General features: G+C 34.9%; 12 protein-coding genes and 1 pseudogene. 7 read left to right on the top strand and 6 right to left on the bottom strand.

Going from position 1 to position 18,350, the window contains the following annotated elements; genetic code table 11:
• Positions 1 to 134: 134 nt before the first annotated feature.
• The gene (locus tag MKX62_RS10845) at positions 135 to 833 is read left to right on the top strand and encodes a dihydropteridine reductase (RefSeq protein WP_340741389.1); all 699 of its coding nucleotides are present in this window, start codon (positions 135 to 137) and stop codon (positions 831 to 833) included.
• A 157-nt stretch (positions 834 to 990) separates the two neighbouring features.
• Here the strand turns inward: MKX62_RS10845 and MKX62_RS10840 are convergent, their stop codons facing one another.
• The 4 genes and pseudogenes from MKX62_RS10840 to MKX62_RS10825 form a co-directional block, all read right to left on the bottom strand.
• Positions 991 to 4,890, bottom strand: coding sequence for a trypsin-like peptidase domain-containing protein (locus tag MKX62_RS10840; protein ID WP_340741388.1), 3,900 nt, complete (start codon positions 4,888 to 4,890; stop codon positions 991 to 993).
• Between the two features lies 1 nt (position 4,891).
• The gene (locus MKX62_RS10835) at positions 4,892 to 5,920 is read right to left on the bottom strand and encodes a ComEC/Rec2 family competence protein (RefSeq protein ID WP_340741387.1); all 1,029 of its coding nucleotides are present in this window, start codon (positions 5,918 to 5,920) and stop codon (positions 4,892 to 4,894) included.
• 15 nt (positions 5,921 to 5,935) lie between these two features.
• Positions 5,936 to 7,480 (bottom strand): LA2681 family HEPN domain-containing protein, encoded by a 1,545-nt coding sequence (locus MKX62_RS10830; protein ID WP_340741386.1) that lies wholly within the window; start codon positions 7,478 to 7,480, stop codon positions 5,936 to 5,938.
• Between the two features lie 1,595 nt (positions 7,481 to 9,075).
• Positions 9,076 to 10,086 (bottom strand): annotated as a pseudogene (locus MKX62_RS10825) (IS630 family transposase).
• 1,417 nt (positions 10,087 to 11,503) lie between these two features.
• Here MKX62_RS10825 and MKX62_RS10820 point away from each other — a divergent pair.
• Positions 11,504 to 12,484 (top strand): tyrosine-type recombinase/integrase, encoded by a 981-nt coding sequence (locus MKX62_RS10820; RefSeq protein WP_340741385.1) that lies wholly within the window; start codon positions 11,504 to 11,506, stop codon positions 12,482 to 12,484.
• Between the two features lie 256 nt (positions 12,485 to 12,740).
• Positions 12,741 to 12,965: a hypothetical protein gene (locus tag MKX62_RS10815; protein ID WP_340741384.1), complete on the top strand. Its 225-nt coding sequence runs from the start codon at positions 12,741 to 12,743 to the stop codon at positions 12,963 to 12,965.
• Positions 12,966 to 13,001: 36 nt separating this feature from the next.
• Here MKX62_RS10815 and MKX62_RS10810 read toward each other — a convergent pair whose 3' ends face one another.
• Positions 13,002 to 13,247 carry a helix-turn-helix domain-containing protein gene (locus tag MKX62_RS10810; RefSeq protein WP_340741383.1) on the bottom strand — a complete coding sequence of 82 codons (246 nt, stop codon included), beginning with the start codon at positions 13,245 to 13,247 and terminating at the stop codon, positions 13,002 to 13,004.
• 110 nt (positions 13,248 to 13,357) lie between these two features.
• On the opposite strand from MKX62_RS10810, the gene MKX62_RS10805 reads away from it, so the two are divergent.
• The 4 genes from MKX62_RS10805 to MKX62_RS10790 all read left to right on the top strand — a co-directional run bounded on the left by MKX62_RS10805 (position 13,358) and on the right by MKX62_RS10790 (position 16,823).
• A complete protein-coding gene (locus tag MKX62_RS10805) occupies positions 13,358 to 13,789 on the top strand; it encodes a hypothetical protein (RefSeq protein ID WP_340741382.1) in 432 nt (143 codons plus the stop codon).
• Positions 13,790 to 14,479: 690 nt separating this feature from the next.
• The gene (locus MKX62_RS10800; RefSeq protein WP_340741381.1) at positions 14,480 to 14,725 is read left to right on the top strand and encodes a hypothetical protein; all 246 of its coding nucleotides are present in this window, start codon (positions 14,480 to 14,482) and stop codon (positions 14,723 to 14,725) included.
• 393 nt (positions 14,726 to 15,118) lie between these two features.
• The gene (locus tag MKX62_RS10795; RefSeq protein ID WP_340741380.1) at positions 15,119 to 15,265 is read left to right on the top strand and encodes a hypothetical protein; all 147 of its coding nucleotides are present in this window, start codon (positions 15,119 to 15,121) and stop codon (positions 15,263 to 15,265) included.
• A gap of 1 nt (position 15,266) precedes the next feature.
• Positions 15,267 to 16,823, top strand: a complete 1,557-nt coding sequence (locus MKX62_RS10790) for a recombinase family protein (protein ID WP_340741379.1) — start codon at positions 15,267 to 15,269, stop codon at positions 16,821 to 16,823.
• 7 nt (positions 16,824 to 16,830) lie between these two features.
• On the opposite strand, the gene rlmD is transcribed toward MKX62_RS10790, so the two are convergent.
• Positions 16,831 to 18,198, bottom strand: coding sequence for a 23S rRNA (uracil(1939)-C(5))-methyltransferase RlmD (gene rlmD, locus MKX62_RS10785; RefSeq protein WP_340741378.1), 1,368 nt, complete (start codon positions 18,196 to 18,198; stop codon positions 16,831 to 16,833).
• Between the last annotated feature and the right edge of the window lie 152 nt (positions 18,199 to 18,350).

Below are 18,350 nucleotides of genomic sequence, written 5' to 3'. Positions count from 1 at the left end.
AAGTATTCTAGCTAACCTGATTTAATTAAAGTTTTTTTGCAAGACTTGAAATAAAAAACCATTTAATTGATAATCGTTATCAACTACTATATATTTAATAGTGACAGAAAATATAAATGTAAAGGGAGAGTATAATGCAAATATACTGGACTAAAATAAATAAAATTATTGAAGAAACTCCTGAAGTGAAAACATACTTGCTCGATCGTCCGGAGGACTTTTCATGGGAGGAAGGTTCCCACACTCATTTCGCACTTAAAGGTTTTAACGCTGGAGATAAGCCGAACCGTAGCTTAATTCGCCACATGTCAATATCCACTTTACCTCATGAAAATTCAATTGGCATTACAACCCGTATCAGAGAACATTGCTCCGAGTTTAAAGCGATTTTAAGAAATCTTGAAGTTGGCAATGAAGTTGCAATATTTAAAACTCATTCGAATATACCACTTAAAAGAGAAAACAAAAATGTTTATCTATTGTCATCAGGCGTTGGCCTGGCAACTTTCAGACCACTTGTACTTGATTACTTTGAACGTGCGGAAAACGTCAATCAAGTTCATTCCTTAAACATCGATTCGTCAAAGGATTTCCTATTCTCTACTATTTTTGAATCTGCACCTGATAAGAAATTCATATCACGGTTCGTCGATAATCGGAAAGACTACTATGAAGAAGTGAAAAATCTAACTGCCGATAAAGACGGACAGTTCTATATAGTTGGCAGTGACGAATTCCTCATGCAGAATATTGAATTGCTGCGTGAACGAGGGATCAAACCAGAACAAATTATGCTCGATAAACGTCAACAGCAACTGTCTGAGTTTTTATGATTTTAAAAACGGGAAAAGATTCACCTTTTCCCGTTTTCCTTATCCTCGAATCAAATCTCCAACCAAGCCACACACTCCACATGTGGTGAGTGCTGAAGGTGGTGTGAAATATTGTAAAGGTGTAGTAGGATCTCCCCTTAACTTTTAGAAATTATATTTAATACTCTCTTTCTTCCCTAGTCCTTCTAATTTGTTCATCTTTCTGAAGCCCCTCTGATTGTTTAATTTCATATTCTGCCCATTGTCTAACTCTACTTACTCCATGGTTTAAATATGGCTCCATTTTCACTTTAAGATTTTCATAATTTTCTATCGCCTCAGAAATATTTATTACTTCAAAAGAATGTCTTCCAGCAATGAACTCGCGGAATAGTCTATCGTCCCATTCATAGGTTGAAAGGATCCACTCTGTAAGAGGAGGAACGTACGCTTTATCCTCTCCTTTGCTAGCTGGTGATTCAATATGTCGAGCTAAAGCTCTAGCTGCATTAATTCCATTTTCTTCGACCCACTTCTTAACAATTTCTATTTCAATAGATTCAAATAGCCCCCTGTAAACATGTAAATAAAAAATATAATTATTATCATTTAACATAACTGTACCTAAACTAGACATAACATATTCCGAGTAACCTTCTTTAGCAAACTTTTTAAGGTACTCTAGGGCAATATGTTCTAAATTAGAATGTCCAGCCTTTTTACTTTTTAGAATTACAACTAATAATGATATCTTATGATCGATTAGTTCTTCTGATACGATTTCAAAAACTTGTTGCCAGTCCCAATCGTCGAATTTATAGTTCTCATCAATCAAACATTCTAATAGTATTTTCGTTAAAAGTACGGACATTTCTGGAGTCGCAACAGTTTTAGCATTTTGACGATGATATCCATGCGCTAACTTCAGTATTATATATCTTGATAATATGTCACTAGATGCGCTTTCAATCTGTAAAAATAACTCATACATTTGAGAATTAGATAAAATTTCATTCCAAGTACCATATTGCATCGGTAATAAACTTCGAATAAGACTCATATCTTTTTGAATTATTCTTAATAACCTATCATATCCTGAATTATTTATTTCACAGTCAATTACTATTGATAAAATACTATTAGGGAATTTTTCTTCGTATTCATCTAGTAACGATTTATATATATCTGGAAGTGAGCATTCTTTACTTACTAGACCTTGTAAATATGCAATAATTATTATTGTATCCTTATCCTCTTTAATACAGTTAATAATAAAATCTTTAAAATGACTTTTCATATCTAAAAAACCAATTCTTCTCATTAACTTTTGAAGAAAAATATTATTTTGAGTATCTCCCACCAATTCTAAATAACTATCCATACTGATATTATTTTTCAGTACTTCTTTCGCTAAATAGTCAATATCTCCATCAACTGCTAACTCACCTTTTCTATGGTAGTTTCCCCAATAATCCCCCAGGAGATATCCTTTCATAAGAGCATCAAAGCTCGAGTCACTTAATTCATCTAACCAGTCTTTTAATGACTCAACATTTTTTACAAAATGACCATATTTATCATGACTATATAGCAATTCTTCAATCGCATTTTTTAACTTAATTTCCGTTTCTTCTTGGATTCCATATTTTCTAAAGATATCTTTTAAATCTTCTATTGCTCCATAATCAACGAACATTCTAAATTCCTTAATTATGAAATTATTTGAAATTTCTATTCTCTCACCTTGAATATCTCTTAAATTAGATACTAGTGTTTTCATAGCTTTTATTTTCAAATCATATAACTCTTTCTCAGTAGCAGGCCGCCACTCTTGCGGTACCACTCTACCTCCAATTACTTTTGGCGGTACCATCTTCATTCCTACTCCATTAAACACCGGTACAATAGCGTCTAGCATTAAATCAATATTTAAAATTGTTGAGTTTTTCAATCTTTTCATCAGTAGACTATATCTACCCTCAAATGGCGCCTCAGTATTCGATAAAATAGGTGTAAATAACCCTGTCCAAACTCCTTTACTATTATTCGATATATGTAGCTCAGTTTCATTCTGAGCTAAAATAAATAACACTTCCTCACAAGCCCAAAAATATTCTTTAAAGCACGCTAAATGTTCACACAGCCATACTATGTATCTTCTTTCCTTGTTCGAACTTAAAAACCCTCCATTCCCTTTAAAGTTTAATAATTCTTCACTACTAGCTCTCTTTAAAGTTCTTTTCAACCATCCTAGACCAATTTCAGGTGCAAACTCTGTATATACCTTAAAAACTTTAGCATTATCTACATTATTCAATAATTCTAATCTTTCTTCAGAAAAAGTCTCTAGAAACCATGCGGATAATTCCGCACCTACCTCCTGGCGAAAAGTTTCATGGCACTCTTCTACCCTATTAATAAAACGTTTTTTCATCTGGTTAGTTGGCATACCATTAATAAAATTACTTAAATCATTTTTAACAAAGGACCATGAATCATTCTCAAAAATATACCTTGATAAAGCTCTTGGTAGTGTTTCAAAAAATTCATTTTTTATTAATCCTAACCAACACTTACTCGCTTTATCAATAAACCCAAACATGCTTTGTTGATTTAATCCAAAATAATCTGATAGATAAATTATTTCTTTTTTATATTCTCCTGCTATACCAATATCTATTAGGAGACATAACTTACTATAATATTTTTTAAACTCATTTATATCTCCAAGTTCAGAAGCAAATTGGTGAAGAATTCTATCTAATGTGCTATCTATACTAGAAAATCTATCTCCAACATGGAGCATACTTGTTAACGATTGTTCTCTATGATATGTGTTTAATAAAAGTATTAATAATCTCAAATCTTTATCACATAATCGTGAAATATTCTCACGACCTAGAGGGTCTATAAACGGGTTAACACTTTGAATTAAGCTTATAATATCTTCATCTGATGGCTGCTCTATTATTCTTAGACCTTCTATAGCTCTAATTTTATGTTCAGGAGAGACACCTAAAGTAATAACTCGAATATTAGAGAGAGAAAACATTCTATTTAGACTTTCCCACTCATTAATAGTAATATCATCTATTACAAAGTGATATCTTTTATATGGATCAAAAATATACTTATTTACAGATTCAATAAATGAGACATAACTATTAAAGTAAAGTACATTCGATAGTTCTTCTTTCTCACTACAAGCTTGTAGTGTTGATCTGGTTTTACCAATTCCGGACCTTCCAACAAGGTGCAATATATTTATCTCATCATTATTAAAAAAATGATGATGAATATCATTAATTAACAATCGATTTCTTTCTGAATCTATCCATTCCGTAGAATTTAAGCGTTCATCTTTCTTCCATTCACTTAAAAATTTCGCATGTGGAAATACTTTTTTTAAAATGTAATCCGGCTTTAACATCGGTAGCTGTTGGTACTCAGTACTTGCTATTATTTCGTTAAATTGCTCAATAGACTCAGCATTTAATGTACGATATGCAACTTGCCGATCCTTAATTTCAGTAAAAATCCCAACTAAAGCAATTTTTCTATCTGTGGTTTCAATAAAAACTCCTGAACCTGAGAATCCTGGCAAATAAGTAGCTGCACCTCGATCAAAAGTTGATAAGTCATATTCTGTTTTCAATTCAATTATATTACTTTGTTCTTTTAACAAGTTCGCATCAAAGCTTTCCGCCGGATTTCTATGTGATCTTGTATGCTGCGGAAAACCATAAATTGTTACATTTTCTCTATAATTTTTTTCTGCTAATAAAATTTCTTCCAGATTTTCAGGGGATTTAACAATTATTAAAGCTAAATCGGCCTCATCATGTAATTTATAATCAATGACCTCAATTGAGTTCCACTCTCCATTTTCTAATCGCAAAATTTCTATATTTGCTTTTGAAAAACTTTGTGCTTCTTCTAAAGTCCCTTCTAAACAATGTTTAGCTGTAAAAACATGCGCATAATCTTGAGATGGTATTTTAAATAATAGACCACTTCCCTCTTCACCTATACACTTAATTTTCACTGCAATATTCTCATATATTTTTGAAAAACTCATATTACACCTCTATTTCCTCTATTTCATAACATTGAATTTTATGTTCTACTAATTCTTCCTTCGAGAAAATTTCATTAAAAATTTCATAATTAAAGTGAAATTTAGTTGATTCCTTATTTTTAATTATTCTTGCTAAGGCTTCTTTGTTTGGATGACCGTGTTTAGATCCATCCGTACTTACAATATAATTTTCACAATCTATCAAATCTAATAACTCTTTACTAGTGTTCTTTTTACTTGCATGATGTGACACTTTAAAATAATCGATTTTCAATTTATTCTCCTCGGAATAACCTAACTCTTTTAAAGATAAAACTATATCGCTCGGCCAACAATCTCCTAACAAAAGCAATTTTTTATCAGTATACTCCAACAACAGTGCTATCGAGCTTCTATTGGTATCAGAAGAATCTTCCGTAAATTTCTTTTGAACTAAATCGCATATATTCTCATCGTAATCCTTTTTATTTGCAGCTTGTAATGTCGTTTCATCTTCTTCAACTTTCATAACTTTTTTTAAAGCCTTTATACCTTCTAAAGTTGGTGCAAGAACTGTAATCTTAGCATTATCAATATTTAATTTTTCACCAAAAAAAATCACCTTTTCTTCCCAATTATTTTTTTTTATTAATTCTGCTTCTAATGTGTTTCCACTTTTCATTCCCATCTTAGTATCGCTAGGCATAAGTAAATTAATTTCTTCACTTGATTCCTCTAAATTTGGTGCCATACTTTTTAATAAACCTTTAGAATTAAACCATACTTTTTTTATTAAATCTTTATTAAAATCAATATCCTGATAGAACTCCACTATCCCTCCAATATGGTCATCATGTATATGTGTAATAACTAATAAATCTATACTCTCTTCTTTATCCTGAACACATTGTAAAATCGGTTTTAAATTTCTAGAATATGTTCTATGAGTCCCGCCATCAACTAATATATTTTTAACTTTTTCATCACTATCTAAAAAACTAATTAATATACAGTCTCCATCAAAAGCCTTAATAACTTTTATCTTTAACATGGTATCTCCTCTAATCTAATATTTCCAATCGTCTTTATAACTATCTAAGAACATTGGTACCAATTTTTCGCCATTTCTTTTCAATACCTCTTCTCTATGTATAGCCAAAGAGGTAAGAATTATCGCCTCTCTTACATATGAAATAAGTATCATTGCAGCTTCTACAAACTCTTCATAACTAATTGAATATGCTATAGGATCATATTTTTCCTTTCTATCTCTAGCTAAAGGAAATAAAAAACTGTCATGAATTTTTAAATATTTATGTTCTAAGTGATTGCGAATTGTTGCTAGCATTTCTATGTTAGGATCTAGATAATAATGCTCTACTTTTTGTTTACTAATATCTTTGCACAACCAATATAAACCTATTAATGGTTGGTTATAAGTTTGAGGATTTACCATGTACGCTTTTAAATGAGTTCTTGTTTCATAGGTTTTTTTCCCACGTCCCTGTCTGTTTCTCCAAATGGACTTATAGGATACATCCTTTTCTTCTATACCTAACTCAAAATACTCATTTATTAAGAAGGCTATTCTGTCAAAAATTGAATATAAACTTCTAAATGCAAATTTTATTTTTTCAATCCTCAAGCCGTATACAGGATAGTCTAATGTATTCACTAAATGAACTTCCTTATCTGAAAAATGTGGCTCATTTTGGTTAATTCCTTCGAATAACATATACCTAGCAGATACATATTCTTGTTTAATCTGATTAAATAGACCATGATATTTAGGTCCTTCATTAATACTCGTTACTATATTTGGCAAATGTAAAATATCATAGGCTGCTACTGGATGCAGAGTTACATCATTCATAGTATTAAGAAACAATTTTCTTTCTATACACCACATTCGATATGCTTCTTCCAAATCGTCACCTAAATCAATCTCTCCAAAGTCATAGTCTTCTAATAAAAAACTTTTATCATACTTTTTTTCGATATTTTCTATAATGCCTTGCCAAAAATAAAACGCTTGTCCATTTTCAGGGTCTTTAGTTAAACTTTTTAATTGTTTATATGCATAATGATGAAAATAGTCTGCATGTCCTTCATCATAATCATATAAGCCATAACTAATTATTGTTGTAGCATGGTTTCCTATAGCCATTGAAAAATTTTTATCTACTAAATCTTCAATAGAGTTTATAGATTTAATAAATCTTCCTATTCTATTTAATAAAATAGAATAGTTAGTTATAGCTCTATTTTGAAATTCAGTATAATAAAACAGTTCTTCTTCAGAACAGGCTTCAATAAAATCTTTCTTAAATTCGTTAAAAAATCCAATACAGTTCCTAAAAAGCAGCAAACATAATTCTGTATCCTTTTCATTGTCTTCATATATTTCTGCTCTATTGTATTTTAATTCTATATAATCACTACCTGCCGTTGCACCATGATAAGATAATATAGCTTTTTCTAAAGGATTATATTTATCACGCTGTGACAATTCTAGACCTGTAAGAGCGATTTTTTTTAGAGTATCTTCATCCTTCTCTTCAAATGCTTTATCTGCGAAAAAAGCTAATTCATTAATCTCTATACTAATCAAAATTAATTCCCCCATAGAATTATTTGAATGAACTAGAAAAATACTATTGTTTAATTTGAATATATATTAAGTTAACAGACGGGTAATCATCTTAAATTCCTTCATCTCTCAGCACGCATTTTTGTTAAATAAGTGTTGATATAGTTCCGCTGCGTGTTCGAATTGTGTCGCTAACTTATCCCCAGCTTCAGTACTTTTAGCGTGGTAGATGTTCAGGGACCCATGACGGGTCTACTTTATGCGCAGCTTTTATCATTTGTTGAACAATATTATAGATGAGTTCCCAACGAGATAACTTCTTGCAGGAGCTACTTAACAGAAACGAGTCCATGCGCGCCATGCTTTTGTCTAGCTCGGTCAGATCGGCTAATTGTGCAGACAATGCATCTACCTCAGCTTTAAGTAGGTCGATGCCCGATGTTATTTCATATTCAACTAAACGTTGACGGAAGTTCGTGAGCCTATTGATGCAGATTTTTCCCTTGTCGAAACTCTCAATACCTAAGGCATATTGATAGCGATAATCAAAGTAGAAAGTAATTCTTGAGGATCAGCAGGCTGACTAGGATGTTTACGGGTTTGTATATCGCAACCCAATTATGAGCCAATTGTTAACTGGGCCAGTGGGCCATTTTACACTACCTGTCTTTTCCAAAAGAACACCTCGGCTTTATTTGGAGTGGCGGGCATGATATCCTTGTACGGGCGTTAAATTACTGATACTACGCCCTTTAAGTGCGAATTATGCCCGCAGAGGCTCCATCTAAAGCCCACCGGGAAATATGCTGCGACATTTAACTTGTCCACTGAAATGGATTGCCTGTTCAATTACGAAGTGGCTCAATTTTCATTTGCAAAATACACGGGTTTATTAGGGCGACTAAAAGTCTCACTATAAGGCACGGAAAAACGATCTTCATTGACCTTCAAAAAGATATCTGTAATAGAAGCTTTCCGCAAAACTCTTTTGAAGTGCTTCCAAAATATACTTTGGAAGGTCAAGGAATCAATCATCTATTGAAAGCTGTTGTTCTTTTCTTCCGGGTTTAAACATAAAAGAGATCTCCAATTAGTAATGTTAGGCCTATTTTATCACTTTTTTGTTCTATAAAGGTGGATATATAGCGTTTTTATGTAAAACTAGCGAAGGCGCCTTTCAAGTGGTCACCGAAGTGATAAGACAAAGGAAGGATGCAGTTCAATCCTCCCCCAGCAGTGGTTTTCTGTCTGGCTTATCACGGGAGGCATCCAAAAAGCGCCGAAGCGGTGTTCGAGGGGATATCGGCTTTTGGGGTGCGAACCATATTAAAAATTCTAAATATAGTTTACACGCAAATATCCGTTGAATTTTTCAAATTAATTAACACAGTTAATTGTTCCATCAACTACGTTGTGGTTTTCCTTCGTACTTTTTGGCTAATTTTAATAACATTCTTTCACGCCTTTTTAGGATTACTAGCCTCCGTTCAAAGAAACAACGAGCTTTAGAAATGCTCTTAGACGATAAAATTAATCAAGAAGACTATGATGATCTTGTAGTCAAATTAAATCCACAAATCGACCAATTATATATGTTGATCAAAAGAATCCCCGTTCTATAGTCTCACACAAAGTCGATCAATGACCTCATCGGGTCCTTGGTTGACACCCTGAATAAATTCCCTTACTCCCAAAACAATTTTTTGAACACCAGGAAAAAAGACATTATTAATCACAGACTCTTTCAGCCACTTCTAGAGGCCCTCAATCAGATTCAGTTGTGGGCTGTAGGGAGGCAGAAAAATGAGCTCAAGCCTGTCTTTGTTATCCTCTAAAAAGTCCTGTAAATAGTTAGCGTGATGAATACATGCATTATCTAAAATCATTGCGATCTTGCCAGTAGGATAATGTTCGAGTACTTTTTCTAGAAAGCCCTTGAAGGTGACCGCATCATACTTTTCTTCTTCGACGCAAAAGATTTCACCTGTTTCATAATTTAATGTTCCAATCAGCTTAACTCCTTTGTGCTACCCGTATGTTGGGATAACCCGTTGTTGCCCTTTTAGAAACCAGGTCAGCTGAATCGCTTGATAATCCAGAATCATCGACTCATCCTCAAAAAGGATATGATCAATTTCTCCGTCTATCAGCTTTTTTTAGAATGGGAAATGTTTCTTCGACAAATACTCTCTGTTTTTCAGGATCTGCCTTTTCGAGTGTATAGCTAAGGCCTAGCTTTTCTAGTAGGAGGGACATTCCACGCAGAGAGTAAGTAATCTCCCATTTCTTTTCTACAAATCCAACGATAAGCTCAAGTGTCCAATTGTATCTGGCTGTAAACCCTACATCAGCTGGGACTTGGGTAGAGACAGATTCTAAAAGAATTGCCTTTTGTTCCTGAGATAATTGTGGGGTCTCCCAGTAGAATGACCGAGTGCAAGACCTTCAAGACCATTTTCTTTATAAGTAGAGATGTAGATTCTAACCGTTTCGGAGGTTCGGCCAATCTCCATGACCTTGTACCCAGATAAATAGAGTTAGACAGCCTGATACCTTTCAAAATGGCGCCGGTCTTTTACAGAGCGTAATGCTTCTTTTACTTCATCCATGTGATTATGAGTAGTCATAGCTGATCATTCCTTTCCGTTTTTTTACTATCTATACACGTTTAAGGATGCGGGGAATCTTTAAATCAACTTATATATTACGTTTAATCCATGTTCTTTAAGGGCATCGGCAGCCTGTGTAACGGCTACATCTAAAACAATTTCCGTTCCCATTTGTTTTGCCGTATCCCTATCCAATATTTCTATCCCCTTTGTACAGCTATTATCGTATTTAACCTACATTATATTGGCACATGCCGTATATATTTTATTATCCGTTAAAACACTTTTAAAATCGACAGACTTTTCATTACACTTATAGCCTTTTTGCTTTAAACCGTTAAAAATAATCTTCCATCTACTATTCGAAAGGCCTTTTTTAAATGCTATTATAAGAATATGTAACATTTAATTTTCATCTTTTTTCTCCTCATTTACTAATTTCATGTGATCTTTTGGATCCAACATTTCAATATTCACAGTAAGTCCTCATTAACAATTCCTTATGTTAAATATGAAAAACAATATTTTTAGTAACTACTTTATGGACTAAATCAACCTAATAATCATTTATTTTGAAAGTAGCTGACTAATGAACCGTCTGCTGCTTTTTATTTTGTATTTTCCTTTTCTATAGCAATTCTTTTTCAATTAAAATTTCTACTTTAACAATCCCCAATGAGTTATCCCCAACCATCTAAATTTGTAACTTCATTCTTTAATTAATCACTATTGTATTTTAAATGGATCCATAACAATCTAACTTTCATCATTTCTTAATAATCCAGCAATTCGCTGTTAACATATAAAAATTCAATTTCTTGTAAGAGCAATAAAGAACGTTGATTTCTTGCTCTTATCGTTCCATAACACAACGTTTATATAAATGAAAATCCATTCGCAAATCGTGCCGTTGCCTAACTTTGCGGTGGTCTGGTGCATATAGCCGTTGCTCGCAACCAGTGCATACAATTTAGTATCTCAACTTAGGCTTGGAGGTACCCCTAACGGTGACAACACACCTAAAAACGGAAGAAGCCATACTCTTTGGGCGGAGAGTAAAAATATCAGCCAAGTGCATATGCGACTGCTTAAAGCGGGTTACACATTATACAGTCTTTTGAATTTTTGTCTGCGGACATTGACCTCACTTTTCGTTATAGAAACTTGCAGTATGCGAGCATAAGTGAGATGCACCTGCCAGCTATTACGGCAGCAAGTGGAATACTTGTAGTGTGCAAATGTATTACTTAACAACCAATTGCCTTTGTTTTTAACAGTTTCACTCCACATAGACAGTGAGTTATGGGGTGGGATTAACGCTGATATATAGGGTGTTTCAATCCACCAGGTTTTATAAATATCATATAGATGGGGCTTATTTTACAACGGGTGAACTCTGCCCATTTTTACTTTTAAAATTGAAAGGAAAGATTTTATGAATGGAAAACGAGGCTGGATTAAAAGTGATCAGCAAATTCGCGAGGTAGCTTTCGCAAATGAAGAATTAAGTAACAAAGGTGCGTATATAAATTTAATGCTGCAATTAAATAGCCTTGCGCGGCATGCAAAAGGAATTAGCGTGCATAAGTCATTACCACAGTACTACCATCACATGCATTTACTTTGTCAGTTTCTAGCTGATAGTTTCAATTTAAAAGCTCTAGCAAATCTACAGGACAAGCATATAGTCGAATATGTCCTTGAACGACAAGACGAAGGAAAATCAGCTGCTACTCTAAAAAATGATTTAGCTGCTATTCGATACTTTCACGATCAACTTCCTCAACCGCGCTATCAACTGAGTAGTAATCAAGCATTAACAAAAAAGTATCTAGATTTTAATTTAGAAAAAAGAAAATTTGGAGGGATCAATCGACAACCGACAGAACTTGAATATCAGGCATTAGTAGCATTAGCTAGAAAATCTATAAATCCTGAAATGGCGAATATGATTCAGCTTTGCCGAGAGCTTGGTCTACGTGTGCATGAGGTAGTAAGACTTTACCGCGCAGATGCAGAAAAAGCACTAAGAGATAGCTCTCTAACAGTTAAAGGTAAAGGCGGGCTAATACGTGAAGTTCCGCTTTCCGATCATGCAGCAATCATTTTAAAAGACGCCATGCAATCGGTAGAACGTGGAGACAGGCTCTTTGTCTCAAATGATTTAAAAGCACATCAAGTAATTCAGCGTGTGCAAGATTTTGTAAAGAATAACCGAAATAAGGTATTGGATCCACTCAATCAACGCCCGCCTGGCATCGAAATTACAATGCATAGTTTCCGCCATGCCTACGCTAAAGATCAATACCACCAATTCATTGCTAAAGGGATTGAATCCCACAAGGCAAAATTGCTAGTTTCCAAGCTAATTGGGCATAATCGCGCGGATGTAACAGATATTTATTTGGCAGAATAAAATTTTAAAAATCCCCCTAGGAATATTAAAAATCGAGGATAAAATGATGTGAAATGGAGATGAGACAATGCTCACATTGGAACAAGCATTACAGCAAATTGAAGAGTTAAATTTGATAATCGAAAAATCTAATTAAAATTTTGAAGCTGAAAGAAAGCGGTTAATTAACCTGTTAGCGGCTTGGAAACGAAAGGCTGAAGGTAAACACGGATTCCGACGCGAGGCATTACGAGAAGGCTATAGCGCGATTACAGGTATGCATTACAAAGTTTATTCAATCGATCTTCCAGGGGACCTACCTGTAGAAGAAGTTTTAAATTACCTTAAAGAAAATATACTACAAGGGTTATACCCCTATACTTTCAAAAAGATGGATTATGTACCTAAAAAGAAGGAATGGGTTTTTGAAGTGGAAATGGACATAGCATTTGATATTCAGCTAGAGAATGAATTTCTTCTACAGTATTACGAAAATAGCTAACTGTTCAAGCAGCATGTTAATTAACATGCCGCCATTTTATTTCCTCGCAGAGCCGCCATCTAACACCATTTTCTCAACATCTTTAATCATTGTATGTGGATGGACACCCAAAACTTCTGCAATCTTAAAGACAGTTGATATAGTAGGTTGCCTTTTTGCCCTTTCAAGCAACCCTATATATGTACGATCTAGATTGCAAGATAAGGCTAACTCTTCTTGTGTCAGTTCACTTTTTTTGCGGTATTCCCTTAACACCATTCCGTATGCTTTGATTGTATCCATATAAACACCTCTTGGTTTAAGTAAAGACCAATTAATAATCATTTCTACAGACTATAGTCATCTTTGGTGATATAGTATTAATAGAAAATACTGGGGAGGAATTGTAGCCAATGGATATACGTAATGATATTGAGTGTGTACTAAAATGGCATGAGGAAATTATTACTCTTAAAAATAAAGGAGAATTTATGAAGTACCTTTATGATTTTCTTAATGAATATTTTAGGGGGTTAATCAATAATAGACATGATAAATTTAAAATTTCTTATGAGCCACATGAAATTACCGTAACCATTTTTCGGGAAAAGTTTACGGCTCGAGTTGAAGGTGACGAAGTAGCATTTATTAAAGAATCTAATCAGGATAAGGCTTTGATTGGTCGTTACGTTTTCGATACTTCATTCGATAGTCCACATTATTTATTGGATGAGCCAATAAGACAATTTCACCCTTACTGTATTGTCCGCCTACTTGAGTATGCTTTTGAAGACTTCAGTAAGAAAAGCGAAGAAATCCAAAAAGGTAAATATAGACCATATTAATAAATAGAGGTAGCAGTTAATTCTTAACGGGTTCGGTTGATGGGGAGAAAACAATAAAAAACACAGTGTTCGGGGACACAATTCGTATATGAATTGGTACCATAATTGGCACAGGAATTAGCAGTAGCGCATAAATTTATGTGCCTTTGTTAATTCCGTTGTTAAAACACTTGCTAATTGGATATTGGGAAAAAATAGAATGAAGACGAGAAATCTATGCTAAAATATATTAAAGATTATGAAATAAGGTTATTCAGCTAACGGGGCAGGTTAGTTGAAGATGGTTGTTTAACTTGTGTTCAACAATCGGACCATTTTATTGCACAAGACTTGACGAACTAACGATGGAGTTCAATGGGAAAATATGGTAAGATGTGGTTATTAGTCTGTGTAGGAGGGATTGTTAATGGGTAATACAAAAAACAAATATAGCATTGCCAATGTAAAAACAAGCTATTATGTATTTTTCGGTGCCACAATTGGCGCTATTATTGGATTAGTTGCTTACGTGAATAATTGGTTATGATAAGCGGGCATTTATTAAACTAACGGGTGCTTTACTTCAAGAAGGAGTAAAGCCTTTTTCTTATTGAACTAAAGGGGCAGGTTAGTTGAACAGTGTTGTTTAACTTGTATTCAACAATCGGGCCATTTAGTTGAAGTTCAGAAGTGCGGGAAGGAGAAGTTCTGATGAATAAGATACTTTTTTTCTTTTGTAATTTAATAGCTGTTATCGGAGTCTCTATACTATTTACAACAAGCATTTTAAATAAGGTGATGCCAATGTTAGGATTCGCTGCTTATCAAGCTGCAGCGGCAGGAGGCTATTCTCCAAGCGACTATGTAATGAATTTTATTGTAATAAACCTATTCGCCATTTTATTGATAATAATAGGTGTGGTAGCTGGCTATAAGATTTATAAAAAGGGCTTGTAATTTTAGATACCGCAGTTCCACAATTGGGCGCGATTGTGGAAGAAGCGTTTCTTTTCTTATTCAACTAACGGGTGCTTTAGTTCAATAAGGATAGTAAAATATTTCGCCAAAAAGCGCTTAGATTTCTGAGCGCTTTTACTTGTTTTTTTTAATAGTTATTTCACTGTTGAAGCACGTGCTGATTAACCTGTGATTTACGTTGTTAATTGTACTTTTCTCCCCATGTTCCGAACCCGTTAGTTAATTCTGCTACCTTTTTTCATTCAAAACCTTCCTTAACACAACGAATGATTCTTTATACCTAATAAGAGCTATTAGAATAAGAAAAAAAAGCGACTATAATATTTTTACTTTTGGCCAAAAGAATTTATTTAACACTTTTCGGAGGGAAACATGAAAATTAAACGAAACTTTGCTGATGATGATCCCATTATTGCAATTTCACAAACATTTGAAGTCCTGTTTGACACTTATATTGAACAGTTTTATGCTTATATCAAGGTGAACTCTACTACATCTTCTGACAAGGAGGATGTATAACATGAGGTGTGCAGTTTATGCCCGTGTATCAACTGGATCTGATGGACAAAAAACGTCTATTCCAACGCAAATAAAGCTCTTTGACAATTTCATTCAAGATAAAGGCTGGGAGCTTTACAAAGTTTATACCGATGTAAAATCAGGTTCGAAATCTAATCGAGATGGAATTCAGGAGCTTATCCAAGATGCCAAAGATAAAAAGTTTGATGTCGTCGTCGCTAAAGAACTATCCCGTATTTCTCGTAACGGGGAATTTTCATATGAGTTTAAAAATGTTCTAATAATGAATCAAATTCATTTCATTACGCTAGATGGGGCAATTAACACCTTTGAGGACAATGCTATGAATTTTGGATTATTTGCTTGGCTTTCAGAAGTAGAGGCGGCACGTACAAGTAAACGGATTAAGGAATCTTATTACGTTCGCGCAAAGTCTGGCCGCTTCGACGACGCCCCCTATGGATACGATTTAAATAATGGACAACTACTCATTTCTAATGATGGTAGTGCAGAAATCGTAAAGCGAATTTACGAAGAATATATTGTTGGAAAAAGTTTTGATGCAATTGGTCGTTCTCTTTATAACGAAAACGTCCCCACACCTGCACTGCGTAAAGGACAAAAAAATGCTGGTGTCTTTTGGCATGGTTCAACCATCCGTCAAATTTTGGAACGTGAAATCTACACAGGGTGCTTAATAGCAAAAAAAACTACTACGATTTCGCCAGCCACAAATAAGCGGATTGTAAATAAACCTGAGGATTGGATTATACGTGAAAATACACATGAGCCAATAATTGCTGAGGAAGATTTCAACCTTGTTCAACAATTGATACAATCCCGTAAACAAATTCGCTCACAGCAGAATACACATCTATTTACGGGCTTACTCTTTTGTGGAACGTGCGGTGCAGGAATGCACTTTAAGCGAGATCGTTATGTTTGTGGTAGGCAAAATAAATTTGGTAAAAAGGCTTGCCCTGATAACTTCCGACCAAAGGAGCTATTATTAAGTCAAGTGCTATTGGATGACTTAAATCAACTCTATTTCTCAAACATTTCAAATGCAGCTACCGAAAAATTGCTAGCTGCTCGTACAAAAAAAGAAATAGCTAAAGTAAAATCCCTTTCGAATAGTGAGGTAATGCAAGTTGAGCTGGATTCTTTGAAAGCTCGCAAACAAAAAGCGCTAGATATGCTATTAGATGAGAAAATTGATCAAGACGCATATGATGGGCTTATCATGCAGTTGAATCCAAAAATAGAGCAATTAGTCAAGAAACTAGAGCAATTGAAATCTGAGGCTTCTGGGATCGTTGTAGACGAGGAAGAAGTGAAGGCTTATATCCTTAGTCAACTTAATCCAAAGAAGCCCATTAAAGAGTTAACCCCAACAATATTAGCTCGCTTCATTCATAAAATAATAGTAAAAGCAGACGGCCAATTAGAGGTGCATTATCGCACTTCTAAGCCGTCTGCTTTTTATATTTCAGAAAACATTAAATTAGATATACCCAAGAACCATCCAAATAAAAGCTATGTTCAAAGACACGCTTAATATAGGATTAGTCAGCTAGTTCGAGCAACGCACAGCACTCCACATGACTCGAATGAGGGAACATATCAACCGGCTGTACTTCCTGCGTGCGATAACCGCCATCTTCAAGTATGCGTAAATCCCGTGCAAGTGTACCTGGATTACATGATACGTAAACAACACGTTTTGGCTTATACTCCAAAATTGTTTTCAAAAGTTCTTCGTCGCAGCCTTTACGCGGTGGATCAACAACCAGCACGTCGAATCGTTTGCCATCTGCATACCATTTCGGAATGACGACTTCAGCAGGGCCTGCTTCGAAATGCGCGTTATTTATGCCATTCAATTCCGCGTTGCGTTTAGCGTCTTCGATTGCTTCGGGAACGATTTCAACGCCATAAACTTCTTTTGCTTTTTGTGCGATGAACAACGAAATTGTACCAATACCGCAATACGCATCGATGACAGATTCATTTCCTGTTAGCTGTGCGTACTCTAGTGCCTGTCCGTAAAGAACTTCCGTCTGTACAGGGTTCACTTGGTAGAAAGAGCGTGCAGATATTTCGAAATCGATGTTGCCGATTGAATCGACAATAACCGGTTTCCCGAATAACAAAACTGTTTCATCACCGAAAATAACGTTCGTTCTCTCGGTGTTAAAGTTTTGCATAATTGACGTTACATTTGGAACGACACGTTTAATAAGTTCTATGGCTGCATCTTTTTGCGTAAATTTCTTTTTGCGCGTTACTAAAACAACCATTACTTCGCCTGAGGTACGTCCTTTCCGGACAATTAAGTGACGAAGCAAACCTAAGTGAGTCTTTTCATCATAGGCATCAACGCCGATTGCATGTAGCTCATATTTCAACATAGCCATTAGGTCATCTGCTTCATGACTTTGGATGAGACAGATATCTGTGTCAACGATGTGATGTGTACGCGATTTATAAAATCCAGAAACAACTTTGCCATCCCGCTCACTGAAAGGTATTTGTGATTTATTGCGGTAGCGCCAAGGGTCGTCCATCCCTTTTACTGGGTGCACTGGCACATGGGGGAGTTTTGCGACACGGTCCATTACATCACGTACTGTTTTACGCTTTTGCACAAGTTGACCTTCGTAAGACAAGTGTTGCATCTGACATCCACCGCATTCTGAGAATACATGACAAGGCGGTTTTACACGATCAGGGGATGCTTTCGTTATAGTTAACAGCCTGCCAAAGCCGTAATTTTTCAATGTTTTACCTACTTGTATATCAACCTCTTCGCCTGGAAGCACACCGGGGATGAAAAGCGGATAGCCGTCCACTTTTGCTACGCCCGAACCATCGTGCGTTAAATCTTCTACGTAGACGCTGAGACGATCGTTTCTATTTACACTATATGACATTATATTTTCCTCCAAATTTCAGATGTCTTTAGTTTACCATGCTGAGGGTGAAAAAACAGATGTCGCATGGGCATCTATTAGACAATACATGTACTTTACTGTGGGAGTAGATTTTTTTTGGCTAGTCGGCACTTGTATATGCTCGGTTGGTC

It is taken from the genome of Sporosarcina sp. FSL K6-5500, from assembly GCF_038005665.1.
Classification (GTDB): Bacteria; Bacillota; Bacilli; order Bacillales_A; family Planococcaceae; genus Sporosarcina; species Sporosarcina psychrophila.
The sequence above is the reverse complement of the archived record's forward strand: the minus strand, read 5'-3'. Positions and strand labels throughout refer to the sequence as shown.